This is a genomic window from Gelidimonas denitrificans (assembly GCF_055694065.1).
In genome coordinates, this window is sequence record NZ_CM146350.1 from 2,414,985 (window position 1) to 2,438,007 (window position 23,023).

Genomic DNA, 23,023 nt, shown 5'->3' on the forward strand with positions numbered 1-23,023 from the left:
ATGGAATTAGCAAAGCCAGTGCAATCCACGTCATGGTTATCCCATTCCCCTTTAGCTGGGAATGGACCACTCAAGAGCAACGTTCGGAATGAAAATCTTGCCAAACCCCACTTACCCACCTACCAAGGCGAGCCCGGATATTTGAGCGGTGCTGTCGCTTCCGCAGCTGGCGACACGATGGCGACCTTGCCGTTCTGATGCTGACCCATCCGGTGCTTGAAATTCGGATTGTCGCCATTGGCGTCGAACACGACCTTGCCGATCAGCGTGTCGCGGTTGGACTTGCGCAGCTCATCGGACAAGCCGTGTTCTTTCTTCAGGCTACCGTTGTCGGCTGCGCGTGCAATCGCTTCAAACAACAGGCTGGCCTCGACATAGCCGAACTGCGCCAGGTAATCGACATCCTTGTTGAATAGTTTTTTGTAGGTGTCGGCAAACTGCTTGCCTTCAGGCGTTTTGTATTCAACCGGGTACGGCAGCAACGCGGTGCCGATCACGTTCGGCATCAGGTCCGGAAAGTCGGATGCCATCTTGGGAGTAGCCAGCGACCAGACGCCAACGATCGATTTTATTTCCGGCTTCAACACTTTGGCGGCACGGAGGATGCCAACGTAATCGTTTTCATAGCCGCTCATGAAGATGACTTCCGGCTTATCGAGCAACTTGATCTTGTTAATCACCGGTTTGAAATCGGTAATCGCAGGATCGAATGCATGCATCGTCACTTTGATTTTCTTTGTGGCGAAAGATTTTTCCAGGCCCTTGGCCAATTGGGTGGTCGCTTCCTTGGTTGAATAGACGATCGCTACCGATTTCGCCTTCATTTCTTCCAATAACTTCTCAATCGCCAACTCATAGCCGCGCGTGTTGTTGATACGGAAAAAAGTTTTGTAGCCGCGTTGAGTCAGTTCGTCGCTGACGCCGCCGGCTGTGATGTAAGTCAGTTTGCGGCGATTGGCGGCATCCGATGCCGGTCCGATGATGTTGGAACCATAGCCGCCGATGATGGACGTGACGTTTTCCGATGCGAGTTTTTCGACCGCGGCCACCGCTTTTGCAGGCGCCGATTCATCGTCGATCATCACCAGCTTGATCTTGTGCTTGCCGTTGGTACGGTTGAAAATATCAATGGCGGTTTGGATGCCTTCCTGGAAACCGGCGCCCGAACGTGCCAGACCACCTGTCAACGGCATGTGGGCGCCCACCTTGAACTCTTCAGCGCTGGCCGAGATTGCCAGCAGAGCGGCGCTGAGTCCGATGATATTGCGCAGTTGGAATTTCATGTCTCTTCCTTTTATGATAAATAAAATGACTCAAGAATGGTCAATGTGCAGTGCTTGTTCGTGCCGCAGCAAGTTGCTGTAATTCTTTTTTCAGAACTTTTCCAGTGGCAGTAGCGGGCAAATAATCGAGAACGACAATCTCTGATGGCATTTTGTAAGATGAAAGGTTGTCCCTTAAATAGGCATTGAGCGCATCGAGATCGATGTCAGTGCCCTGGGCTGTTTCGATGAACGCTACCACCTCTTCATTCCCGATCACATCGCGCCCCACGACGGCGGAATGCACGACGCCTGGATAGGCATTCAGGACTTGCTCGACCTCGATCGGATACACATTGAAGCCCGAACGGATGATCAGTTCCTTGCTGCGGCCAACGATGAAAATCGCACCATCAGGTTCGATACGTGCCAGATCGCCGGTACGCAACCAGCCTTCTTCGGTGATGGTTTCCGCCGTCAGTTCAGGCGCGCGGTAATAACCCTTCATCACGTTCGGTCCGCGCACCCACAGTTCGCCGATGCCAGCCGGATCGTCCGCCGCGCCATGCAGCAACACCTCGATGCCGGGAATCGCGGGGCCCACCGAGCAATCCCGGCGCGGCGCATCGATGCGGGTCTGGCAGATGGAAGGGGCCGCCTCGGTCATCCCATAGCCGTTTTGCAGCACTAACCCAAAGGTCTTTTCGAATTTTTCTTTTACCGGTAACGTCAGCGGCGCGCCGCCAGATTGGACAACCCGCAGATGCGGCGCTCGCAAACCCGCGCCAGTCCTGCTGCCCCACTCGGTCAGCTTTGCAAACATGGCGGGAACCCCGTGCAGTACCGTCACGCCTTCTTGCGCCAATGCACGCGCCAGATCGCCGGCTAGATAACGCGGTACCAGTCGCAAGGTGGCGCCGCCCATCAAGGAAGCCACCAGCAATGCGGACAAACCATATACATGCGACAGCGGCAGCACGCCATATACCGTATCGGTCGGCATCAAACGCCGCAGATTTCTGCTGTTGGCGCCGATAAACAGCAAATTCCGGTGGGTTAGCATCACGGCTTTGGGTAAGCCTGTGGTACCGGATGTGTAGACCATGGCCGCAACCTGCTGTGTTGCATCGTCTTCGACCGGCTCCGGCGTTGTGTCCTGATTCACCGGACCGAGCAAGACCTCACCGATGCCCGGCCATTGCACGGGCTGCGCGCCATGCGCCAGGCCATGTGCGCCGGCTTCTGCCGAAACCTGATTGAAATATATCGCGACACGTGCACCGGAGTGCGACAGGAAATTATCGATTTCCCGTGTCGACAAACGCGCATTGACGGTGGCCGACCATGCGTCAAGCCGGCTAACGGCGAGAATACACACCGCCAGCGCCACCGAATTTTCTGCGACCAGCAATACCCGATCACCACCCCGTACGCCGGCATCCCTGAAACGTGCTGCCACCGCATCCACCACGGCAGGCATTTCGCCGTAGGTAAGAGAGGTGGTCGCATCCGTCAGTGCGACATGCGACGAATTCTTCTCAACCCAAGGCAAAAAAGCTTCATGGATGCGGCGCGGCAGGCCCGGCAAATCATCGTTTTGATCCATGCTTTCTCCTTCGAAACGTAGGCAAACCACACACCAGTCAGACTGTATGAAAGAGACTGAACCGATCCAATGCATAGGCAACTGGCAAACGATACTGTCATAAGAAAAATAAAAAATCAATATTTTTCAGAATTAAATTCTGCAATGCAGAATATTAATAGGTTAAGAAGCACGTAAAAATACAAAACATGGCAAGAATTGTGCGAAAAATTGGCATTAATTTTTAAAAAACACACTTGACAGATAAAACTACAAGAAATACAGTTCCGTTTTAAATGTATTTATTCTGCATTGCAGAACTTCTGTAATTTCAAATCAAATCAAAATATTTCAGCAGGAGAAGCCGAATGCATAACGAAATTCGCCCGGATTCAAGCTCGCCCAACCTAGTGGTAGGCATCGTTGGGGCTGGCACAATGGGACTCGGTATCGCCCAGATCGCAGTCCTGGCCGGGGCGCAGGTACGGCTCACCGATAGTCGCGAAGGCGGTTCGGCGGTGGCACGCGAACAGTTGCTCGCCACATTCGGCAAACTGGTAGAAAAAGGCAGGCTGGCCAAGGCTGATGCTGTTGCCGCGGGCGAACGGATTCATGCCTGCAACACCCTGGAAGAGCTTGATGGCTGCCACGTCGTGATTGAAGCGATCATCGAAGATTTGGCGGCTAAAAAGGCGCTTTTCAGTGTCCTCGAAGGGATCGTTGGAGCAGATGCAATCCTTGCCACCAACACGTCTTCCCTCTCGGTCACCGCCATCGCCGCGGGGCTGAAATGCCCGGAGCGCGTAGCCGGTTTCCATTTTTTCAATCCCGTACCGCTGATGAAGATCGTGGAAGTGGTCGGTGGATTGCTGACCGCGCCGGAAACCACCGATTACATGATCGCATTAGGCGCACATTGGGGACATACCGCCGTCCGGGCCAAAGACACGCCCGGCTTTATCGTCAACCACGCAGGTCGCGGATATGGGACCGAAGGCTTGCGCTTGCTGGAAGAAGGCGTGACGACGTTTTCCACGCTCGACAAAATCCTGCGCGACTGCGCCGGCTTTCGACTCGGCCCGTGCGAACTACTGGACCTTACCGGCCTGGATGTATCGCATCCGGTGATGGAATCGATCTATCATCAATATTACGAGGAACCCCGCTTCCGCCCGCAAGGACTCACGCGCCAAATGTTGAGCGCCGGCGTGCTGGGCAAAAAAGTCGGCCGCGGCTTCTATCGCTACGATGCAGAAGGCAAGAAAGCTGCGATCCCGGATGACGCGCCGTCAACCACATTGCCACCCAGCGTATGGTTAAGCCGTGCGCGTCCCGCACTGGCAGAACGCATCCTGGGGCTGATCCGGCAAAGCGGCGTACCGCTGGAAGAAAGCGAACGTCCCAGCAACAATGCGCTCTGCATCGTCACCACCTTGGGCGATGACGCCACCGCCTGCTGCGTGCACGAAGAACTTGATGCGCGCCGCACCGTTGGTGTCGAAACTCTGTTCGACCTGACCCGCCGCCGCGTCGTGATGACAACTCCTGCGACTGACCCAGCCTACTGTCAAATGGCGCGTGGTCTGTTTGCCACCGATGGCGCTGCTGTCAGCGTGATTCGCGACAGTACCGGATTGGTAGCGCAGCGCGTGGTGGCTCTCATCGTCAACATCGCCTGCGACATTGCCCAGCAAGGTATCGCGGAACCGGCCGACATCGACCGCGCCGTCACGCTTGGATTGGGCTATCCGCATGGCCCGCTGGCCTGGGGCAATCAGCTTGGCGCCGACATTGTCATGACCATTCTGACCAACCTGCTGGAGCAGACTGGAGATCCCCGTTACCGACCAAGCCCGTGGCTCAAACGTCGCGCAGCACTTGGCCTTTCGTTACATCACAAGGAGGTTTAATCTCATGCTCAACGCTTATATTTATGATGGTTTGCGTACCCCATTCGGTCGTCATGGCGGCGTTCTCGCCCCGATACGTCCGGACGATCTGGTCGCAGAAGTAATGCGTGCGCTAGTGGCGCGCAACCCATGGCCGGCCGATGCCATCGAGGACGTGATCCTCGGCTGCACCAATCAGGCCGGTGAAGATTCCCGTAACGTGGCGCGCAATGCCTTGCTGGTAGCCGGCCTGCCGGTCACGGTGCCGGGTCAAACCGTCAACCGTCTGTGCGCCAGCGGCCTGGCTGCCGTGATGGATGCGGCGCGCGCCATTACTGCCGGTGAAGGCGATCTGTATCTGGCTGGCGGCGTCGAGAGCATGAGCCGCGCCCCCTTCGTCGTTGCCAAAGCTGAATCAGCGTACAGCCGCGATTTCAAAGTATTCGATACCACTATCGGCAGCCGTTTCCCCAATCCGAAAGTCACCGCAATGTATGGTGCGCACACCATGCCGGAAACCGGCGACAACGTTGCGCGCGATTTTGGCATCGACCGCAATGCAGCCGATGCTTTTGCGCTCGCCTCCCAGCAAAAATACGATACCGCACGCAAGGCCGGTTTCTTCACCGATGAAATCCTGCCGATCAGCGTGCCTACCGGCCGCAAGACACCGCCAGTTTTGGTCGATACCGACGAGCACCCGCGCCCGGAAACAAGCGCAGATAGCCTGGCCCGCTTAAAGCCGCTATTTGACGGCGGCGTAGTTACCGTAGGCAATGCATCCGGCATCAACGACGGCGCAGTTGCACTACTGATCGGCAGCCTGGCAGCCGGTGAAAAACTCGGCAAGGCACCGATGGTGCGCATCCTGTCTGCTGCCGTGGCCGGCATAGAGCCGCGCATCATGGGTGTCGGCCCGGTCAATGCCATCCGCAAGGCGCTGACACGCGCCAACCTGACGCTGGCAGACATGGACGTAATCGAGATCAATGAAGCCTTCGCCAGCCAGGTACTCAGCTGCCTGAAACTGCTGGAAATTTCCGCCACCGACAGCCGTGTCAATCCGAACGGCGGCGCGATTGCGCTCGGCCATCCGCTGGGTGCGTCCGGTGCCCGCTTGGCATTGACGGCCTCGCGCGAACTGGCGCGGCGTCAGGCACGCTATGCGGTTATCAGCCTGTGTATCGGCGTCGGCCAGGGTCTGGCTGTCGTCATTGAACGTGTTTGATTGAATAAGCGAATAAAGAAACGCTCATGGGCAAGAAGTCCCAATCTTTCCGCAACGCGCACACCAACCCCGTGATCTTGCGTGAATCACAAAGAGAGATTTATGAATCTGAATTTCACCACTGAAGAAAATGCATTCCGTCAGGAAGTACTGGCATTCATCGAGCAATCCCTGCCTGCGGATATCCAGCACAAGATATTAAATGGCCTGATCCTGGAAAAGGATGATTATCTGCGCTGGCAGCGCGCGCTCCATGCGCAAGGCTGGGGCGGTACAGGATGGCGTCCGGAGTTCGGCGGCACGGGCTGGAATGCGGTGCAGCAGTATATCTTTGAAGAAGAATGCGCCGCCGCCGGCGCACCGCGCCTTATTCCGTTCGGCGTCAAGATGGTGGCGCCGGTCATCATGGCCTTTGGTTCGACGGCACAGCAACAACGTTATCTGCCGCGCATCCTGTCCGGTGAAGAATGGTGGTGCCAGGGATATTCCGAGCCTGGTGCCGGTTCCGACCTGGCATCGGTCAAAACCAGCGCCAAGCTAACCAATACCGGCGACGGCGACCACTACATCGTCAATGGACAAAAAACCTGGACTACGCAGGGTCAGTACGCCGACTGGATTTTCTGCCTGGTGCGCACCGATCCGGAAGCCAAAGCGCAACGCGGCATCTCGTTTTTGTTAATCGACATGCAGTCGCCCGGCATTACCGTGCGCCCGATCATCACGATGGATGGCGCCCACGAGGTCAATGAAGTCTGGCTGGAAGATGTCCGCGTGCCGGTTGAAAACCGGGTCGGCGAAGAAAATAAGGGCTGGACCTATGCCAAGTTTTTGCTCGGCCATGAACGGACCAATATCGCGGGAATCGGTATCGCCAAGCGGGAGTTGGCGCGCCTGAAGCGTATCGCCTCGCTGGAAATGAAGAACGGCAAACCGCTCATCAATGACCAGCTGTTTGGCGCGCGCCTCGCCCAGATCGATATCGATTTAATCGCGCTGGAAATCACCAATCTGCGCGTGTTATCGGCCGAAACGGAGCGTCGCGCGCCAGGTCCGGAAGCATCGATCCTGAAGATCAAAGGCACGGAAATCCAACAGGCCATCACCGAACTGCTGACACAGGCAGTCGGCCCCTACGCCCTGCCCTTGCGGCGCGAAGCGATGGCAGCCGGATACCGGGGCGATGCCGTCGGGCCATTCTATGCCGCCCCGCTGGCAGCCAATTACCTGAACATGCGCAAGCTGTCGATTTATGGCGGTTCCACCGAGATTCAAAAAAATATCATCGCACAGATGATTCTAGGGTTGTGATGTGCAAATGATGCATTACAACTCTTTGACTGCAGGAGTATGAGACATGGATTTCACGTTCACTGAAGAGCAGCAAATGCTGCAGGAAACCACCCGCCGCTTCATTGCCAAAGAGTACGGCTTCGAAGCCCGTCGCCTGATCAAGGAAAAATCGTCGCGGGGTTACAGCCCGGAGGTCTGGAAAACATGCGCCGACCTTGGCTTGCTGGCGCTCAACGTGCCGGAGCAAGAAGGCGGTCTTGAAGGGGGACCGATCGAGACCATGCTGGTGATGAGTGCGATGGGCGAAGGACTGGTGTTGGAGCCCTACCTGGCAAGCGCCGTGATCGCGACCAAAACCATCATCGCATTGGGCAACAGTATCCAGCGGGCCAGCATGCTCCCGGGCTTGGCAGCCGGTGAACTGGTCGCGGTGCTGGCGCACGATGAACCGGGTACTCGCCATGACTGGCGCGCTGTTTCCACCCGCGCATGGCCCGTAGGCAATGGCTACATATTGACTGGCCACAAGAGCGTCATCCCGCACGGCACATCGGCAGATATGCTTTTGATCAGCGCGCGCCTGGCGGCTCCGAATCAAGATGGGCCATTATGTGTTTTCGCGGTGCCGCACAATGCGTCCGGGTTGCGCCAGGTTCCGTACTCGACAGTGGACGGCGTGCGCGCCAGCGAAATCTGGCTGGATCAAGTGTATGTGCCGGCGATTGCGCGGCTCGATGCCTCGGCTGAAACCGAAGTCCGGCTGGGCGAAATCCTCGATATCGGACTGGCCGCGATTTGCGCGGAGGCAGTCGGCGCCCTTGACCGCATTCTGGCGGCAACCATCGAATACACTAAAACCCGCAAGCAATTCGGTATCCCCATTGGTAAATTCCAGGCGTTGCAACATAGGATGGCCGAGATGGTGCTGCACATTGAACAAGCGCGTTCGATGAGTTATCTGGCTGCGGTCAGTTGTCTGGAGCAAGATCCTGCATCGCGCAGGCGGGCCATGTCAGCGGCAAAAGTCGTGGTTGGCCAGGCCTGTCGTTTTGTGGGGCAACAAGCGGTGCAACTTCATGGCGGAATGGGGGTGACGGATGAACTCGATGTCAGCCATTACTTTAAACGCCTGATGGCGATAGAACTGCAATTTGGCAGCACCGATCATCATTTGGAATTGTTTGCCCGCCAACTTAGCTGACGATCAGATATTGATCGCAGCTATTTTAAATATGATTCGCCCCTGCTACCTTGCACCGAGAGGGGAGAATCGAAGCTTATTCGTTTAACCTTCCTTGCCATCAAGGCGCGCTCTGTAGAGATAAGGGCCATAGATAATCAGGAAGAATACAAATGCTGCCGACCAGCTTGCAGCGGCCACAACCAGCGCACCGTCTCGCAATCCGGTGGTATTGATGGCGGCGCAAAACCGCGCGACGACACCCACTTGTATCAATACATACATCAATACTTCTTTGCGACCGGCTTTGAGCGGTCTTCCGGTATGACCAAGAGTGGTGCGAGTCATCATGCCCATGATCAGTCCTGCCATCGAGCCAATCGCCAAGACATGGAAGGCGGAATTTGCCGGAACCACTTGCAGGGCCGCCAATGCGATAAGGATAAAGCCGCAGGGAATCCACCCATACGACAGATGCAAAATCCATAGCAATGGGTGGTGCAAAGTCTTATACGGTTTCCATCCGCCCAGCCGCAACAGTTGCGCACAGGCCGCTGCAAACGCCAATGCGGCTATTAATTGGGGAGGAAAGGTGAAAATCCATGCCAGGCTAGCCAACGCAGTCAATGCAATGGTCAGGCGGTCACGTTTAGAATTAACAATGGGCTTGGCTGTGGGGACTGTACTGGACGTAAAGCCAGGAATTACGCGCCCCCCGATCACTGATTCGATCATCACAACAATCAGGATGGCGGCCTGTATCACCAGTACGGTTGAGACGGTAATCCAGCCCAGAGCCGCAAGATGAAACAGTATGTTGACGATCGTGAGCAGGCTGAGCAAACCGATTAAAAACATATTGCGCTTGTTGCCAGAGCGTTGCAGTACGCGGTATATGGGCCAGGCGGCAAGCGGCAAGAATAATATATCCACCAACGCCGCAACCAAGGCAGGAGCGCTCAACATGGCAATGCGCCCTGCCAGCCAGACACCGGCAAGCACTGCCAAATGTCCTCTGCGCGGCGTCCACAAACCGGTCCAGTTGCGCCCGGCGGTAAACAGGAAGCCGATGATTACCGCCATCGCAAAGCCGAACACCATTTCGTGCATGTGCCAGTTGACGGTTATATTTGCCAAGCCGGACATCTGGCCGAAATATTTTGCCAGCCAGAGCGGAATGCTGACAGCGGCAAAGGCTGCAGCCAACAGATAAAAAGGCCGAAACCCCAGCGCCCACAATGGATGGTGTGTCGGCGACGATTTCCCTGGTCGCGACACGTTGGGTTCATCAATAGTCATAAGCGCCATATTGCCCCGCATTTAAAGATACAAATTAGATGAATCTTATATTGTGGCTTTGAATAAAGCAACTGATGTTACGCATTTATGCTGTCACGATAAGGATGAACGAAGATTGGAGCGGCTTTTTCTGTCTGATCTGACGCGTTGTCATATCAACATTTGCGCGCAGAATGTTGGGCTTCGCTTTGTTCAGCGAAAAACTACTAACTGCGGTATGTATTTATAAATACGCATTAGATATATGCGGAAAATTGCATGTTTTTACTTATACCCCCACATATTTTTTGAACGCGCAGGTTGGAAGAATGCTTTGTCAGCCTGGCATTGCGCTGCAATTCTTCAAGAATTGCTATCCCTGTTTTTCAGCGCCACCGGTAGCGACGCCGTGTTCAACGGCAAATACCGCGGCCTGCACACGACTGGATAAGTTCAGCTTCTTTAAAATATTTTGCACATGTATTTTCACCGTGCTTTCGGCAACATTCAGCGAGCGCGCGATGTTCTTGTTGCTCTCGCCTCGCGCCAGGCAGGCAAGAGTTTCCTTTTCGCGCGGGGTCAATATATCGAGTTCGGAGGGCAGAACTTTGGGTTGCACAGCATTGCCACCTTGCCATTTCGCCACCAGTTTGGCCGTCATCGCTTCGGCGATTACCGGCTCGCCTGCTGCGGCGCGCCGGATAGCGCGCACCAGAAAATCGGTATCGATGTTTTTGATCAGGTAACCGCGCGCGCCTGCCTGCAGGGCTGCCGCCAAATCTTCGGCGTCTTCCGATACTGTCAGCATGATTACCGCCGTATCGGGACGATCCTGCAATAGTAGTTGCAGCGTTTCCAGGCCGGAAATGCCGGGCATATTCAGGTCGAGCAAAATCACATCAGGCTGCAACTGTCTGGCGCGCTTGACACCTTCCACGCCGTCGGCCGCTTCGCCGACGACGGTAAAATCCGCATGGCGCTGCAACAGGGAGCAGATGCCGCTGCGAAACAAATTGTGATCATCAACCAACAGTACGCTGATAGGATTGGTAGGCGTGATAGGAGCGGCGGTCGGGTTATTCATGGGAATCTTTGTAGGGAGTAATCATGCTGCCAGACGCTGCTCATGCGGCAAATGCAGTACGACGGTGGTGCCGGAACCGGGCACGGAGGCAATATCAAACGCGGCACGGATGCGTTGTGCGCGTTCGCGCATGATGTTGATGCCGACATGGCTTTCGCCCTTTTGCCGCAGGGTTTCCGCATCGAAACCAATGCCGTTATCGCGAATGGTTAAGGCAAAATCCTTCTGGTCCGACAAACTGACTTCGACATGGCTGGCTACCGCATGCTTGCGAATATTGGAGAGCGCCTCCTGCACGATGAATAAAATCTGCAGCTGTTGTTCGCGCGGGAATGGCGCACCATCGACATCGGCGACGAATTCGGCGGCAATCCCAGTCTGACGGCGGAATTTATCCACGGTTGTCTGCAGAGACCGCACCAGATCGCCTTCGGCTAAACGGCTACGGAAATTGAGCAATAATTCGCGCACATCTTCGTAACTCTCTTTCACCCCAGCCTGCAATGCGGGCACGATTTCGGTGACTTCCTTGATATTACCCTGCTGCAGCGAATCCTCCAGCAGTTGCACCTGAATATTCAGGAAAGTCAGTCCCTGGGCGATGCTGTCATGCAATCCTTGCGCCACCATATTGCGCTCCTCGGAGATTGCCATTTCGCGCTCGCGCATGGCTAGTCGCAGGTTTTCGATCGCCACTCCGAGCAATTGGCCCAGCGTAGCCAGCAAATCAGATTCATGCTGGTTGAAGCTCTTCACTTTACGGAAATGCATGTTAAAAAACCCGAGATGCTGATCACGAGCGTAAATATGGAACACCGATACTGTGGCAAAACCTTCCCGATGGCACAACAATTGATGCGCCGCATCCATCTGCTGCAGATTATGTACCACCGATACACCCTTTACGGCGGCCTCGCCGCACAAGCAATCGCCGACTTTGAGACAGTGCTCTGCCTCCACCATTTGTTCGGAAATCCCTTTATGCACCACCATGTGCAGGTTGCCCCGAATCGGGTCCAGTATCCGCACCGAGCCGCCGTCAGCCTGGAAATAGCGACTGAGACGGTCCAGAAAGCCTTCGCAAATGGCTTCCACCGGCTGCGGCACCTGCAGGAAAGCGGCAATATCATAGAGCAGCGCCAACTTTTGATTCTGCTCTGCCAGCGCTGCCGTTTTTTGCTGCACATGGCTTTCCAGGCTGCTGTACAGATTTTCGAGGCGGTCCGCCATATGATTGAATCCCTCGCTCAAGCGGCCGAATTCATCGTGGCTCTCTACCGGCAAACGCACGCTGAAATCCTTGTCCGTCATGCGCCGCATGCCGTCATACAGACGCGTAACCGGCTGGATGATTAACAGGAACATCAGGAAAATTACGATCACAGTGCCAGTCAGCGCCAACGCCACCAGCCCCAGTTGCGAAGAACGGAGCCAGAAGGTGCGTTTCTCACTGTCTTTTTCGATCATTTTTACCAGCGCATCGACATTCGCCACGTAATCATCGACTTGCGGGTAATAACGCTGCCAACTCGCTTCTCGGTCAGGATTCTGCTGGGACAGCATGATGTTCACCAGAGGCAGCAACTTTTGATGCCACTGCGCCGAAACAATATTGAACTCGGCATGAATCTCGGCGGCTGGCGGCAAAAACAGCGGACGCTGCGGATCGCCTTTTTGCAGCAGAGAAAACTTGGCTTCGATCGTCTGCAGTTGTTTATCCACCAGCTTCCGGGTGCCCACGGGCTCCGGCTCATTCACCCAGCGCGACAACGCCATGGACAAGCGATAACTCTGCATGCGCAGACTGCCGGCTTCATTGATTGCAGCAGAACTGCCTTCGAGCTGCCACGACAAAAATAGCGTAGCGCCGATCGCCATCAAGGCCAGAACCAGAAATCCCAGCAATACACTAACGATTTTGGTGGAGAGTTGCTGCCAGGCAGGCAGGATGGCGTCGAGTGTCATGGGGTGCAGATTACGCCATTTTTGGCATAAGTCATCACCCATGCCAAGATCTGCTCGCGCCGCGCCAGCTCAAGCCACACAAGCTGGCGCGACAGCAACGGTGGCGCAGCATCCGATGCCACCGCCACGATGTCGATATCATCCAGATACAGCGCCGGCTTGCCTAGTGCCGGGCGATGAATTTCCAGCTTCGGAATCGGCTCGCGCTTGAATCCCTCCACCAGCGTCAGATCGGCAGCAGACAGGCGCTCCATCTGCTCGGCCAGTGTCGGCTCGGGAGCGCCGCGCAATTCATGGATCAGCGCGAAGCGGTAGGGCGAAGCCAGCAAGACTTCAGCTGCGCCGGCGGCGCGCAAGCGTGCGCTATCCTTGTGCGCCGGCTCCAGCTCCAGATCGTGATGGCTGTGCTTGATCACGTTCACCCGCAAGCCTTGTGCGGCCAATTGCGGCAACAGGTATTCCAGCAGCGTCGTTTTGCCGCTGCCGGACCAACCCACAATGCCTAATACCCGAGATGTCATGGTGTGTCTTGTCGTGTCTTGTCATTAAAGTGAGTTCAGGCGCAGGATGCTCCGGTACCCGTCTTGTTGTAATCCGTCTTGTTGTTACTGCAGTCAACAAACTGTCCATGCAGTTTTGCAAGGATTTTCAAAAATTGGTTTTTCGGTGCGCGCCATTTGACGGCGGGTCCAGCGGGCAGACCAGCGGCAAGAACTCCTGCTGGCGTGGAGAATATGCCAGCAACGCGCCGGTTTCGATGTCGAAATACCAGCCGTGCAGCATCAACTTCCCTTCTTCTGCGCGGCGCTTCAACCATGGATATGTCAGCAGATTATCGAGCGAATGCAAAATGCTCGCCATCTCGCACGCCTTGTGCTGGGCCTCTGAAGACTTGTGCGCAAGATCGCGCAATACCCGGTCCCGCACCGGTTCGGCAATGCGCATCCAGCGCGCGACGAAATTGGTCTCCGGCGCGATTTCGGACGGCGACAGCAAAGCCCGGATGCCGCCGCAACGCGCATGGCCCAGCACGATGATGCGCTTGACCTCCAGATTGCATACGGCAAACTCGATGGCGGAACTGACTCCGGGCGGCGCATCCTCGGCGCAAGGCGGCACCAGATTGGCAATATTACGCACGATAAACAGATCGCCCGGGTCGCTGCCGGTCAGCAGCATCGGGTCCACCCGTGAATCGCAACAACCAATCAGCAAGGTGCTTGGGTTCTGCGATTCGCGCAAGCTATCGAACAACGTTTGCTGATCGCTGAAGTATTGTTGTTGGAAACGGTGATAACCGCGCACAAACTTTTCGATATCATTCATATTGTTGCCCCATCCTGTTTGCGCGATACGCTAAGGCGCTTACCAGCTGCATGCCCAGACATGCAGTCAACCCAGCCGCGCAGGTCTCAATCGCTGTCAATGACACAATTTTATTGCATCAGATCGGCCGTGCCTGTCAGCAAGAAGGTTTAGCCAAGCTAGTTATTTAGGTGTAAGCGTACTAGAACAGCGCAGCGGAGGCTCTCCATAATTTTTTGGCAGCCGCAGAAAAAACATTTCATTGCCAAAAAACAAGAAAAACTGGCATGGACTGTCACAATGGCATGCCATAGCCCGTCTGCCGCCAAAAGGACACAAGGAAAATAATGCCTGATCTTGCTTCGAAACCTGTTTCACCTTCTTCTATCGAAGCTGCCCATAAAAAGCTTGATTTCAATACGGCATCAATTAAGTTACCGATCCCGGCATATTTGCAAAAAATCTATTGGTGGGCGTATGTCCATCCGCGCGCGGTCAAAATTTTCGAACGCGGATGGCTGGTCAACCTGATCCTGTTTGGCAATTATGCAAAGCTGCGCAATGCAGCCCTGGATGAAATTGGCCGGCCGATCAACGGCAGTACTCTGCAGGTAGCCTGTGTCTATGGCGATCTGACGCCGCGCCTGTGTAAGCGCCATACCGGCAATGCGACACTGGACGTGATCGACGTGCTGCCGATCCAGCTTGAGAATTTGCAGCGCAAACTGGCGCCCGATTCCGGCGTTTCGCTATTCCAGCGCGACTCGGCGGCGCTCGGCTTTGCCGATGGCAGTTATGATCGGGTGCTGATTTTTTTCCTGCTGCACGAGCAACCGGAAAGCGTGCGACGCGGCACCTTGGCGGAGGCATTCAGAGTAGTGAAACCCGGTGGGAAAATCGTCATAGTCGACTACCATCGCCCAGGCAAATGGAATTTTCTGCGCCGTCCGCTGCAGGCGCTATTAAGACGTCTGGAGCCGTTTGCGGACGATCTTTGGCAGCACGATCTTGCGTTCTATTTCCCGCAAAACATCAAGCCATCCAGCCTGCGCAAGCAAACCTTCTTCGGCGGACTCTACCAAAAAATCGTCTTGACGCGTTAAAGAACATGCAGAAACCTGCGGGAACGTGCACGAAACCAGCGCATCGCAGCATTGGCCAGACACGATTATTATTTAAAAAAATAGGGAGTATAAGAAATAATGCCGTTATTGCCGCATATTATTATTGCGGAATATAAATATACAATAGCGTGTATATAAAAAACCCGCATACGACTGCGTAGCAATCGCATGCAGGTTATTGGATTATTGCACCAGCGGCGTATCCGCACCTTCGAGCGTGACGCCTTGCACGTCAGCCTTGCCAACCAAAATTTTCAGATACTGATGCACGGCACTTTGCCACGCCTGTCGGGTTAGCTGATCGGCGATTTGCGACTTGACCGCCTCAAACGGCAATAATTCACCCTCCACGCGGCGCATCACTTGCACGATATGCAAGCCGAAACGGGTTTCCAGCAAGCGCTCACCCATTTCGCCGGATGCCAGGCGAAACACGAAATCTTCAAACTCAGGTACCGTCTGACCGCGTGAGAGCTGGCCCAGATTGCCGCCCATTGCGCCGGAAGAACAGTTCGAATATTCCTTCGCCAATGCATCGAAACGTTCAGGATGGACGTGCAGCTCGGCCAGAATGGCCTCGCCGGTGTCGCGCAGCAGCTCCAGCGTGACAGACGGCGTAACCTGAAACAGGATATGGCGCGCTTCGACCATTTCGCCGTTGCTAAACAATGCCGGCTGGTTGCGGTAAAAAGTGGCGCAGGTCACTTCATCGGCTTCCGGCACCCGCACCTCTTGCGCGAACAGCGCTTCGACGCGGGCGTCATCGTCCTCTGCAGCAATCTCCAGGCGGTCGGCTTCTTGTAGCAGCAAGGTGCGCAGGATCAATTCGTTTACCGCCTGCTTGACTGGATGCTGTGCCTGTTGATGATGCGGCAATTCTTGCTCGATGGCGTGGTCAGTAATTTCAACGCCGTTGACTGAAATACTCATGGTATTTGCCTTTCAGTAGGGATTGGCGTGCGCCGTGCAATATCGCAGCAGCGCACACACACATAATTTAACGCGGGCGAACCAGCTGGAAAGCGCGGCCGAGATAAGTAACCGCACCGAAACCGCTCCAGACATGCACCAGACGCGTGAATGGAAAAATCAAGAACAGCGACATGCCCATGAACAGGTGCAGCTTGAACACCAGTGGCGCATCGACAATGAAGGAAGCGGCGTCGCCGCGGAAAGTCACGATATGCTGGGCCCAAGTCACCAGCAGCACCATCATGTGGCCATCCATGTGACCGGCGGAAACGAAGATCGATGACAGTCCCAGCAACAGGGTGATCAGTATCCACAATATGACAACCTTGTCCTTGATGGTGGTGACGGCCATGATGCGGTCATTGGTGAAGCGACGCACCAGCAGGATCAGGACGCCGATCAGGCACAGGCCGCCCATCACGCCGCCGGCGATCATCGCAACCAATTGCTTGGTGCCGTGCGCGATGCCGAGCGTGTCCCAGACCCAAAGCGGGGTTAGCAAGCCGGCCGCATGACCGAAGAACAGACCGATGATGCCGACATGAAACAGGATATTCCCGGTACGCAAGTTACCGGTATGCAGCATCTGGCTGGAGTCGGACTTCCAGCTATATTGTTCGCGATCAAAGCGAACCAGGCTGCCAAGCAGAAAAATTGCCAGCGCGATGTAGGGGTAAATCCCGTAGATGAATTGGTGGAAATATTCCATGATGTACTCCTTTTTTGATGCACAAACGCATCACTATTTTGTCATTGGATCAGCGGGCAGCTTTGAGGTTGCCAGTGGTCCCTTTTGGATAGAAGTTGATCGGTTGCGCGCCGCCGACATGGGTTTGCAGCAAGGGTTCCACGCCATCGGCGCCGGGGCCGAAGGTTTCCAGCGCTTCATCCATATTGCGCACCGGTGGCTCGGTCAATTCTTCGGCGGCAATCGGGCTCAATTGCTGCAAAACGTCAAAGACGCCGGAATACGGGCTGCCGTTGGCGGCCAGCTTGCGGCCGATGTGCGCCAGCACATGAATCGCGTCCGACAATAAGCGCGCCGCTTCCTGCTCGTCCACTTGCGACAAAAATTCCAGGAACAGCGGCACGAAATCCGGCAAATCCTCACCGGTCATATCCAGACCGTGTTTTTTGTACTCTTCCATCAAATCCACCATCGCTTGCCCGCGATCTCGAGATTCGCCATGGATATGCTCGAACAAATGCAGCGAATGCGATGGGTTGCGGTCGAACGTGGTGACATAACGTTCCTGCAGCGTGATCAAATCGTCCGTCGCCAGCATATCCAGCAACGGGCGTAACGGCGCGTGCATCAGCGGTGTTTTTGCCAGTTCCACTTCAAGTGTGGGTAAATTCTCCAGCAACGCGGGCTCGGGATAGAGCAACAGCGCGGATAAAATCTGGAAGTGTTGCATAGCGTTTCCTTCGTGGATGATCAGAGCGGGGCCAGTGCCGGGCGAAAGCGCCCGGCACTAGGCAGTCCTAAAAAACGTTTTCTTCGCGTTTTTTACGGGATTTCGGCATTGCCATGAAAATCGCCGATCCCTGCTTTTTCTTGCCGAACAAGGATGGCTCGCTCACCCCGTCGGAACAACCGTTGCCGAAGGTGAAGCCGCACGAACCTTTTTCGTTGAAGCTGTCTTCTGCCATTTCCTTGTGGCTGCTCGGGATCACGAACCGGTCTTCATAGTTGGCAATCGCCATGATGTGGTACATGTCTTCGACTTCCGCCTTGCTCAGTCCGACTTGCTGCAACACTGTCAGATTTTCAACCTTGTCCACCGTCTTGCTGCGCATGTAAGCCCGCATCGCCAGCATCCGGTCCAGCGCGCTGATGACGGGCGCTTCCTTGCCGGCAGTCAGCAGATTGGCAAGGTATTTGACGGGAATACGCAAGCTCTTGGTATCCGGAAGGATGCCGTTCAAACCCATTTTTCCGGATTCGGCTGCAGCCTGGATCGGCGACAGTGGCGGGATATACCAAACCATTGGCAGCGTGCGATATTCCGGATGCAGCGGGAACGCGACTTTCCACTCTTTCGCCATTTTGTAGACCGGCGATCTTTTAGCCGATTCCAGCCACGCATCAGGAATACCCTGTTTGCGCGCTTCTTCGATCACTTCAGGCGAATGCGGGTCCAGGAACAAATCGAGTTGCGCTTCATACAGATCCTGCACATCCGCCACCGATGCCGCCGCTTCGATTTTGTCGGCGTCGTACAGCAAGACGCCGAGATAACGGATACGGCCAACGCAGGTTTCAGAACACACGGTCGGCTGGCCGGCTTCGATACGCGGATAGCAGAACGTGCATTTCTCGGCCTTGCCGGAAGACCAGTTGTAATAAATTTTCTTGTATGGGCAACCCGAAATGCACATGCGCCAGCCGCGGCATTTATCCTGATCGATCAACACGATGCCATCGTCTTCGCGCTTGTAGACCGAGCCGGACGGGCAAGATGCGACACAGGTCGGATTCAGGCAGTGTTCGCACAGGCGCGGCAAATACATCATGAAAGTGTTCTCGAACGTGCCGTACATCTCTTTTTGCATGTTGTCGAACAGCTTGTCCTTGCTGCGCTTGGCGAATTCACCGCCCAGATCGTCTTCCCAGTTCGGACCCCAGACGATCTTGTCCATGACCTTGCCGGTAATGACCGAAATCGGACGTGCGGTCGGTGGCGTTTCAGACAGAGGCGCGTTCTGCAAGCGCTCATAGTCATAGGTGAACGGCTCGTAATATTCGTCGATCTGCGGCAAATTCGGATTGGCGAAAATGTTGGCCAGAATTTTCAGACGGCTGCCTTGACGCGGCTCGATCTTGCCGGCAGCGTTACGACGCCAGCCGCCATTCCATTTATCCTGGTTTTCCCATTCTTTCGGATAACCGATACCCGGCTTGGTTTCAACGTTGTTGAACCATGCGTATTCCACGCCATCGCGGCTGGTCCACACGTTTTTGCAGGTGACGGAACAGGTATGGCAGCCGATACACTTGTCCAGGTTCAGCACCATGCCGATTTGTGCTCTTATTTTCATGCTTTACTCCAGATATTCCGCTTCCGTAGGATGGGTAAAACCCATCGGCACTCAGCGGACGATAATCTCGATGGGCTTCACCCATCCTACGGTGACTACGCGATTTCTTTCAGCGGGCCTTCCAGCCACTCCACATTCTTCATCTTACGAACCAGCACAAACTCATCGCGGTTGGAACCAACCGTGCCGTAATAGTTAAAGCCATACGACAACTGTGCATAACCGCCAATCATGTGGGTCGGCTTGGTGACGATACGCGTGACTGAATTATGGATACCGCCGCGCTTGCCGGATATCTCTGCACCTGGCACATTGATGATTTTTTCCTGTGCGTGATACATCAGGGTCATGCCTTCCGGCACCCGCTGACTGACCACTGCGCGTGCCGTCAACGTACCGTTGACATTGAAAACTTCAATCCAGTCGTTATCGACAATGCCGGCTGTCTTGGCATCGGTTTCCGACAACCATACGTGCGGACCGCCACGCGATAGCGTCAACATCCGCAAGTTGTCCGAATAGGTCGAGTGGATGCCCCACTTCTGATGCGGCGTGATGAAGTTCAGCGCAATTTCCTTGTTGCCGTTGGGCTGCGCACCCAGCATTGCGGCCGTGGTTTTGGTATTGATCGCCGGTTTGTAGACGCACAAGCCTTCGCCGAAATCCCGCATCCACAGGTGATCCTGATAGAACTGCTGGCGGCCGGTCAGAGTGCGCCATGGGATCAGCTCATGCACATTGGTATAGCCGGCGCTGTAGCTGACTTCATCGCTTTCCAGACCCGACCAGGTCGGCGAAGAAATGATCTTGCGCGGCTGTGCCTGCACATCACGGAAACGAATCGAATCATGTTCGCGTGGCAGCGCCAGATGGGTATGGTCGCGCCCGGTCATTTTGGATAACGCATCCCATGCCTTGACCGCCACATGGCCGTTGGTTTCAGGCGCCAGTGACAGAATCATCTCTGCTGCATCGATCGCCGTATCCAGACGCGGCTGGCCTTTCGATACGCCCTCCTCCAGCACCGTGCGGTTGATACCGCGCAACACTTCGACTTCATGTCCGGTTTTCCAGCCGATACCCTTGCCACCGTTACCAATGCTTTCCAGCAATGGACCAATCGATGTAAATTTCTTGTACACATCACGGTAATTGCGTTCAACTACGGTCATGCTCGGCATGGTTTTGCCCGGAATCGGTTCGCATTCGCCGGCGCGCCAGTCTTTCGGATCGAACGGTTGCCCCAGTTCGCCGGGAGTGTCATGCATCAGCGGCGACAGGATCAAATCCTTTTGCGTACCCAGATATTCGCCACCGATTTCGGAGAATTTCTCAGCCAGGCCCTTGTAGATTTCCCAGTCCGATTTTGACTGCCACAGCGGCTGTACAGCTTCCGATAATGGATGGATGAACGGGTGCATGTCGGACGTATTCAGATCGTCCTTTTCATACCAGGTTGCAGTCGGCAACACGATATCGCCATACAGGCAAGTGGTCGACATGCGGAAATCCAGCACCACCATCAGATCGAGTTTGCCTTCTGCGGCCGGACGCACTTTCACGTCTTTCGGTTTGATGCAGCCGTCTTCATCGCTCATCAACGCATTTTGCGTACCCAGCAAATATTTCAGGAAATATTCGTGGCCCTTGCCGGAACTACCCAGGATATTCGAGCGCCAGACAAACATATTGCGCGGGAAATTGGCAGGATTATCCGGATCGTCGCATGAGAAATTCAGCTTGCCGGCCTTGATCTGTTCCACTGCGTACTGCGTCACATCCATGCCGGCAGCTTCCGCTGCGCGGGTAACCTCCAGTGGATTGGTCTCCAGTTGCGGCGCGGATGGCAACCAGCCCATGCGTTCGGACTTGGCGTTGTAATCGATCAATGCCATCTCGGCCATCTGGCCGTCCGCCGATGGCGACAGGATTTCCGCTGCATGCAGTTTTTCGTGACGCCATTGGCTGGTGTGGGCATAGAAGAACGAGGTGCCGGCCATCTGGCGCATCGGACGATTCCAGTCGAGTGCGAACGCCAGTGGCGTCCAGCCGGTTTGCGGCCGCAGTTTTTCCTGGCCCACATAATGTGCCCAGCCGCCGCCGGATTGACCGACGCAACCGCACATCATCAACATGTTGATAATGCCGCGATAGGTCATGTCCATGTGATACCAGTGGTTCAGTCCGGCGCCGACAATCACCATGCTCTTGCCGTGCGTCTTGTCGGCATTTTCAGCGAACTCGCGCGCAACTGTAATCACATCAGCCGGCTTGACGCCAGTGTGCTTCTCTTGCCAGGCTGGCGTGTACGGTACATCGTCAGCATAATCCACCGCGACATTGCCGCCACCCAAACCACGGTCGACGCCATAGTTGGCCAGCGTCAAATCGTACACGGTGGTAACCAGCGCGGTGCTGCCGTCTGCCATGCGCACTTTCTTGACCGGCACATTGCGCAGCAACATATCGCTGGCGTCCTTGCCGCCGAAATAGGCAAATCCGACTGGCAGCACTTCGTCGCTGCAGTCGATCAAAGACAAGCGTGGGTCGATCGCACGACCGCTAGTGCCGGTTTTCATTTCCAGATTCCACTTGCCGGATTCGCCCCAGCGGAAACCGATCGAGCCGGCCGGCGCACAGATATCGCCGCTGGCGTCATCAATGACCAACGTTTTCCATTCCGGATTATTGGTTTCGTCTAAATTGTTGTCCAGGTGCGATGCACGCAAGAAATACTCCGGCACCAATGCGCCGTTTTTCTCTTTCAGCAGCACCAGCATCGGGAAATCGGTGTATTGCTTGGCGTAGTCGCGGAAATAAGCGGATTTTCCGGTAACGTGATATTCCTTGAGGATCACATGGCCCATCGCCATCGCCATCGCGGCATCGGTACCTTGCTTCGGTGCCAGCCAGATATCGCTGAACTTGGCCATCTCGCCAAAGTCGGAAGAGACGGCGACTGTTTTGGTGCCCTTGTAGCGCACTTCGGTATAGAAATGGGCATCCGGTGTGCGCGTCATCGGCACGTTAGAACCCCACACCATCAGATAAGTCGAGTTGTACCAGTCGGCCGACTCCGGCACGTCGGTTTGCTCGCCCCATACTTGCGGACTGGCTGGCGGCAAATCGCAATACCAGTCGTAAAAACTCAGCGCCACGCCACCGATCAAGCTTAAATAACGGGTGCCGGAAGCATAGCTAATCATCGACATGGCCGGAATCGGTGAAAAACCGACAATACGATCCGGACCAAATTTCTTGATCGTGAAGGCATTGGCGGCGGCGATGATCTCATTGGTCTCATCCCACTTGGCCCGCACAAAACCGCCGAGTCCGCGTATCGATTTGTACTGTTTCGAGCGCTCCGGGTCTTGGCTGATGTATTCCCAGGCCGCAACAGGGGCCATGGTTTTGCGTGCTTCACGCCACATTTCCATCAGACGGCCGCGCACCATCGGGTACTTCACGCGCTGGGCCGAATAGACATACCAGGAATAGCTAGCGCCACGCGGGCAACCGCGCGGCTCATGATTCGGCAAATCAGGACGGGTACGCGGATAATCGGTTTGCTGGGTTTCCCATGTAATCAAGCCGTTTTTGACATAGACCTTCCAGCTACACGAACCGGTGCAATTCACACCGTGGGTTGAGCGAACGATCTTGTCGTGCTGCCAGCGCTGCCGATAGGAATTTTCCCAAGTACGGTCTTCGTTGACGACTGCGCCGTGCCCATTGGAAAAAGTTTCCTTGGTCTTGCTGAAGAATTTCAAACGATCCAGAAAGTGACTCATGGTCTCTCCAAACATGCGCCTGATA

Annotated in this window: 17 protein-coding genes; 5 read left to right on the top strand and 12 right to left on the bottom strand. The window is 55.3% G+C overall.

Annotated elements, in window-relative coordinates; all coding sequences use genetic code 11:
- Positions 1–119 precede the first annotated feature (119 nt).
- Positions 120–1,283 (bottom strand): ABC transporter substrate-binding protein, encoded by a 1,164-nt coding sequence (locus FKCLFG_RS11275; RefSeq protein WP_472613187.1) that lies wholly within the window; start codon positions 1,281–1,283, stop codon positions 120–122.
- A 40-nt stretch (positions 1,284–1,323) separates the two neighbouring features.
- Complete coding sequence (locus FKCLFG_RS11280) at positions 1,324–2,868, bottom strand: class I adenylate-forming enzyme family protein (RefSeq protein WP_472613188.1); 1,545 nt, start codon at positions 2,866–2,868, stop codon at positions 1,324–1,326.
- 347 nt (positions 2,869–3,215) lie between these two features.
- On the opposite strand from FKCLFG_RS11280, the gene FKCLFG_RS11285 reads away from it, so the two are divergent.
- The 4 genes from FKCLFG_RS11285 (at position 3,216) to FKCLFG_RS11300 (ending at position 8,458) form a co-directional block, all read left to right on the top strand.
- Entirely contained in the window at positions 3,216–4,757 is a 1,542-nt protein-coding gene (locus tag FKCLFG_RS11285) for a 3-hydroxyacyl-CoA dehydrogenase (RefSeq protein ID WP_472613189.1), read from the top strand.
- 4 nt (positions 4,758–4,761) lie between these two features.
- The gene (locus FKCLFG_RS11290) at positions 4,762–5,964 is read left to right on the top strand and encodes a 3-oxoadipyl-CoA thiolase (RefSeq protein WP_472613190.1); all 1,203 of its coding nucleotides are present in this window, start codon (positions 4,762–4,764) and stop codon (positions 5,962–5,964) included.
- A gap of 102 nt (positions 5,965–6,066) precedes the next feature.
- A complete protein-coding gene (locus FKCLFG_RS11295) occupies positions 6,067–7,275 on the top strand; it encodes an acyl-CoA dehydrogenase family protein (protein WP_472613191.1) in 1,209 nt (402 codons plus the stop codon).
- A 46-nt stretch (positions 7,276–7,321) separates the two neighbouring features.
- Positions 7,322–8,458 (top strand): acyl-CoA dehydrogenase family protein, encoded by a 1,137-nt coding sequence (locus FKCLFG_RS11300; RefSeq protein ID WP_472613192.1) that lies wholly within the window; start codon positions 7,322–7,324, stop codon positions 8,456–8,458.
- An 84-nt stretch (positions 8,459–8,542) separates the two neighbouring features.
- On the opposite strand, the gene FKCLFG_RS11305 is transcribed toward FKCLFG_RS11300, so the two are convergent.
- The 5 genes from FKCLFG_RS11305 to FKCLFG_RS11325 form a co-directional block, all read right to left on the bottom strand.
- Positions 8,543–9,736 (bottom strand): NnrS family protein, encoded by a 1,194-nt coding sequence (locus tag FKCLFG_RS11305; protein WP_472613193.1) that lies wholly within the window; start codon positions 9,734–9,736, stop codon positions 8,543–8,545.
- A 352-nt stretch (positions 9,737–10,088) separates the two neighbouring features.
- Positions 10,089–10,799, bottom strand: coding sequence for a response regulator (locus FKCLFG_RS11310; protein ID WP_472613194.1), 711 nt, complete (start codon positions 10,797–10,799; stop codon positions 10,089–10,091).
- A gap of 21 nt (positions 10,800–10,820) precedes the next feature.
- Positions 10,821–12,764 (bottom strand): type IV pili methyl-accepting chemotaxis transducer N-terminal domain-containing protein, encoded by a 1,944-nt coding sequence (locus FKCLFG_RS11315; RefSeq protein ID WP_472613195.1) that lies wholly within the window; start codon positions 12,762–12,764, stop codon positions 10,821–10,823.
- Complete coding sequence (mobB, locus tag FKCLFG_RS11320; protein WP_472613196.1) at positions 12,761–13,285, bottom strand: molybdopterin-guanine dinucleotide biosynthesis protein B; 525 nt, start codon at positions 13,283–13,285, stop codon at positions 12,761–12,763. The genes FKCLFG_RS11315 and mobB overlap by 4 nt, the downstream gene beginning before the upstream one ends.
- Before the next feature lie 127 nt (positions 13,286–13,412).
- Entirely contained in the window at positions 13,413–14,090 is a 678-nt protein-coding gene (locus FKCLFG_RS11325) for a carbonic anhydrase (RefSeq protein WP_472613197.1), read from the bottom strand.
- Between the two features lie 431 nt (positions 14,091–14,521).
- On the opposite strand from FKCLFG_RS11325, the gene rquA reads away from it, so the two are divergent.
- Entirely contained in the window at positions 14,522–15,172 is a 651-nt protein-coding gene (gene rquA / locus FKCLFG_RS11330) for a rhodoquinone biosynthesis methyltransferase RquA (RefSeq protein WP_472613198.1), read from the top strand.
- A gap of 204 nt (positions 15,173–15,376) precedes the next feature.
- Here rquA and FKCLFG_RS11335 read toward each other — a convergent pair whose 3' ends face one another.
- The 5 genes from FKCLFG_RS11335 to FKCLFG_RS11355 form a co-directional block, all read right to left on the bottom strand.
- Positions 15,377–16,123 (bottom strand): peptidylprolyl isomerase, encoded by a 747-nt coding sequence (locus tag FKCLFG_RS11335; protein ID WP_472613199.1) that lies wholly within the window; start codon positions 16,121–16,123, stop codon positions 15,377–15,379.
- A 67-nt stretch (positions 16,124–16,190) separates the two neighbouring features.
- Positions 16,191–16,874 carry a respiratory nitrate reductase subunit gamma gene (gene narI, locus FKCLFG_RS11340; protein ID WP_472613200.1) on the bottom strand — a complete coding sequence of 228 codons (684 nt, stop codon included), beginning with the start codon at positions 16,872–16,874 and terminating at the stop codon, positions 16,191–16,193.
- Positions 16,875–16,923: 49 nt separating this feature from the next.
- Positions 16,924–17,583 (bottom strand): nitrate reductase molybdenum cofactor assembly chaperone, encoded by a 660-nt coding sequence (narJ, locus tag FKCLFG_RS11345; protein WP_472613201.1) that lies wholly within the window; start codon positions 17,581–17,583, stop codon positions 16,924–16,926.
- A 67-nt stretch (positions 17,584–17,650) separates the two neighbouring features.
- Complete coding sequence (gene narH, locus FKCLFG_RS11350) at positions 17,651–19,207, bottom strand: nitrate reductase subunit beta (protein WP_472613202.1); 1,557 nt, start codon at positions 19,205–19,207, stop codon at positions 17,651–17,653.
- A 95-nt stretch (positions 19,208–19,302) separates the two neighbouring features.
- Positions 19,303–22,998, bottom strand: coding sequence for a nitrate reductase subunit alpha (locus FKCLFG_RS11355; protein WP_472613203.1), 3,696 nt, complete (start codon positions 22,996–22,998; stop codon positions 19,303–19,305).
- Positions 22,999–23,023: the final 25 nt, after the last annotated feature.

What these genes read in the sequence shown, in the direction of transcription:
- FKCLFG_RS11275 (WP_472613187.1), bottom strand. Translation starts at nt 1,283, where the DNA reads ATGAAATTCCAACTGCGCAATATCATCGGACTCAGCGCCGCTCTGCTG.
- FKCLFG_RS11280 (WP_472613188.1), bottom strand. Translation starts at nt 2,868, where the DNA reads ATGGATCAAAACGATGATTTGCCGGGCCTGCCGCGCCGCATCCATGAA.
- FKCLFG_RS11285 (WP_472613189.1), top strand. Translation starts at nt 3,216, where the DNA reads ATGCATAACGAAATTCGCCCGGATTCAAGCTCGCCCAACCTAGTGGTA.
- FKCLFG_RS11290 (WP_472613190.1), top strand. Translation starts at nt 4,762, where the DNA reads ATGCTCAACGCTTATATTTATGATGGTTTGCGTACCCCATTCGGTCGT.
- FKCLFG_RS11295 (WP_472613191.1), top strand. Translation starts at nt 6,067, where the DNA reads ATGAATCTGAATTTCACCACTGAAGAAAATGCATTCCGTCAGGAAGTA.
- FKCLFG_RS11300 (WP_472613192.1), top strand. Translation starts at nt 7,322, where the DNA reads ATGGATTTCACGTTCACTGAAGAGCAGCAAATGCTGCAGGAAACCACC.
- FKCLFG_RS11305 (WP_472613193.1), bottom strand. Translation starts at nt 9,736, where the DNA reads ATGACTATTGATGAACCCAACGTGTCGCGACCAGGGAAATCGTCGCCG.
- FKCLFG_RS11310 (WP_472613194.1), bottom strand. Translation starts at nt 10,799, where the DNA reads ATGAATAACCCGACCGCCGCTCCTATCACGCCTACCAATCCTATCAGC.
- FKCLFG_RS11315 (WP_472613195.1), bottom strand. Translation starts at nt 12,764, where the DNA reads ATGACACTCGACGCCATCCTGCCTGCCTGGCAGCAACTCTCCACCAAA.
- mobB (WP_472613196.1), bottom strand. Translation starts at nt 13,285, where the DNA reads ATGACATCTCGGGTATTAGGCATTGTGGGTTGGTCCGGCAGCGGCAAA.
- FKCLFG_RS11325 (WP_472613197.1), bottom strand. Translation starts at nt 14,090, where the DNA reads ATGAATGATATCGAAAAGTTTGTGCGCGGTTATCACCGTTTCCAACAA.
- FKCLFG_RS11335 (WP_472613199.1), bottom strand. Translation starts at nt 16,123, where the DNA reads ATGAGTATTTCAGTCAACGGCGTTGAAATTACTGACCACGCCATCGAG.
- narI (WP_472613200.1), bottom strand. Translation starts at nt 16,874, where the DNA reads ATGGAATATTTCCACCAATTCATCTACGGGATTTACCCCTACATCGCG.
- narJ (WP_472613201.1), bottom strand. Translation starts at nt 17,583, where the DNA reads ATGCAACACTTCCAGATTTTATCCGCGCTGTTGCTCTATCCCGAGCCC.
- narH (WP_472613202.1), bottom strand. Translation starts at nt 19,207, where the DNA reads ATGAAAATAAGAGCACAAATCGGCATGGTGCTGAACCTGGACAAGTGT.
- FKCLFG_RS11355 (WP_472613203.1), bottom strand. Translation starts at nt 22,998, where the DNA reads ATGAGTCACTTTCTGGATCGTTTGAAATTCTTCAGCAAGACCAAGGAA.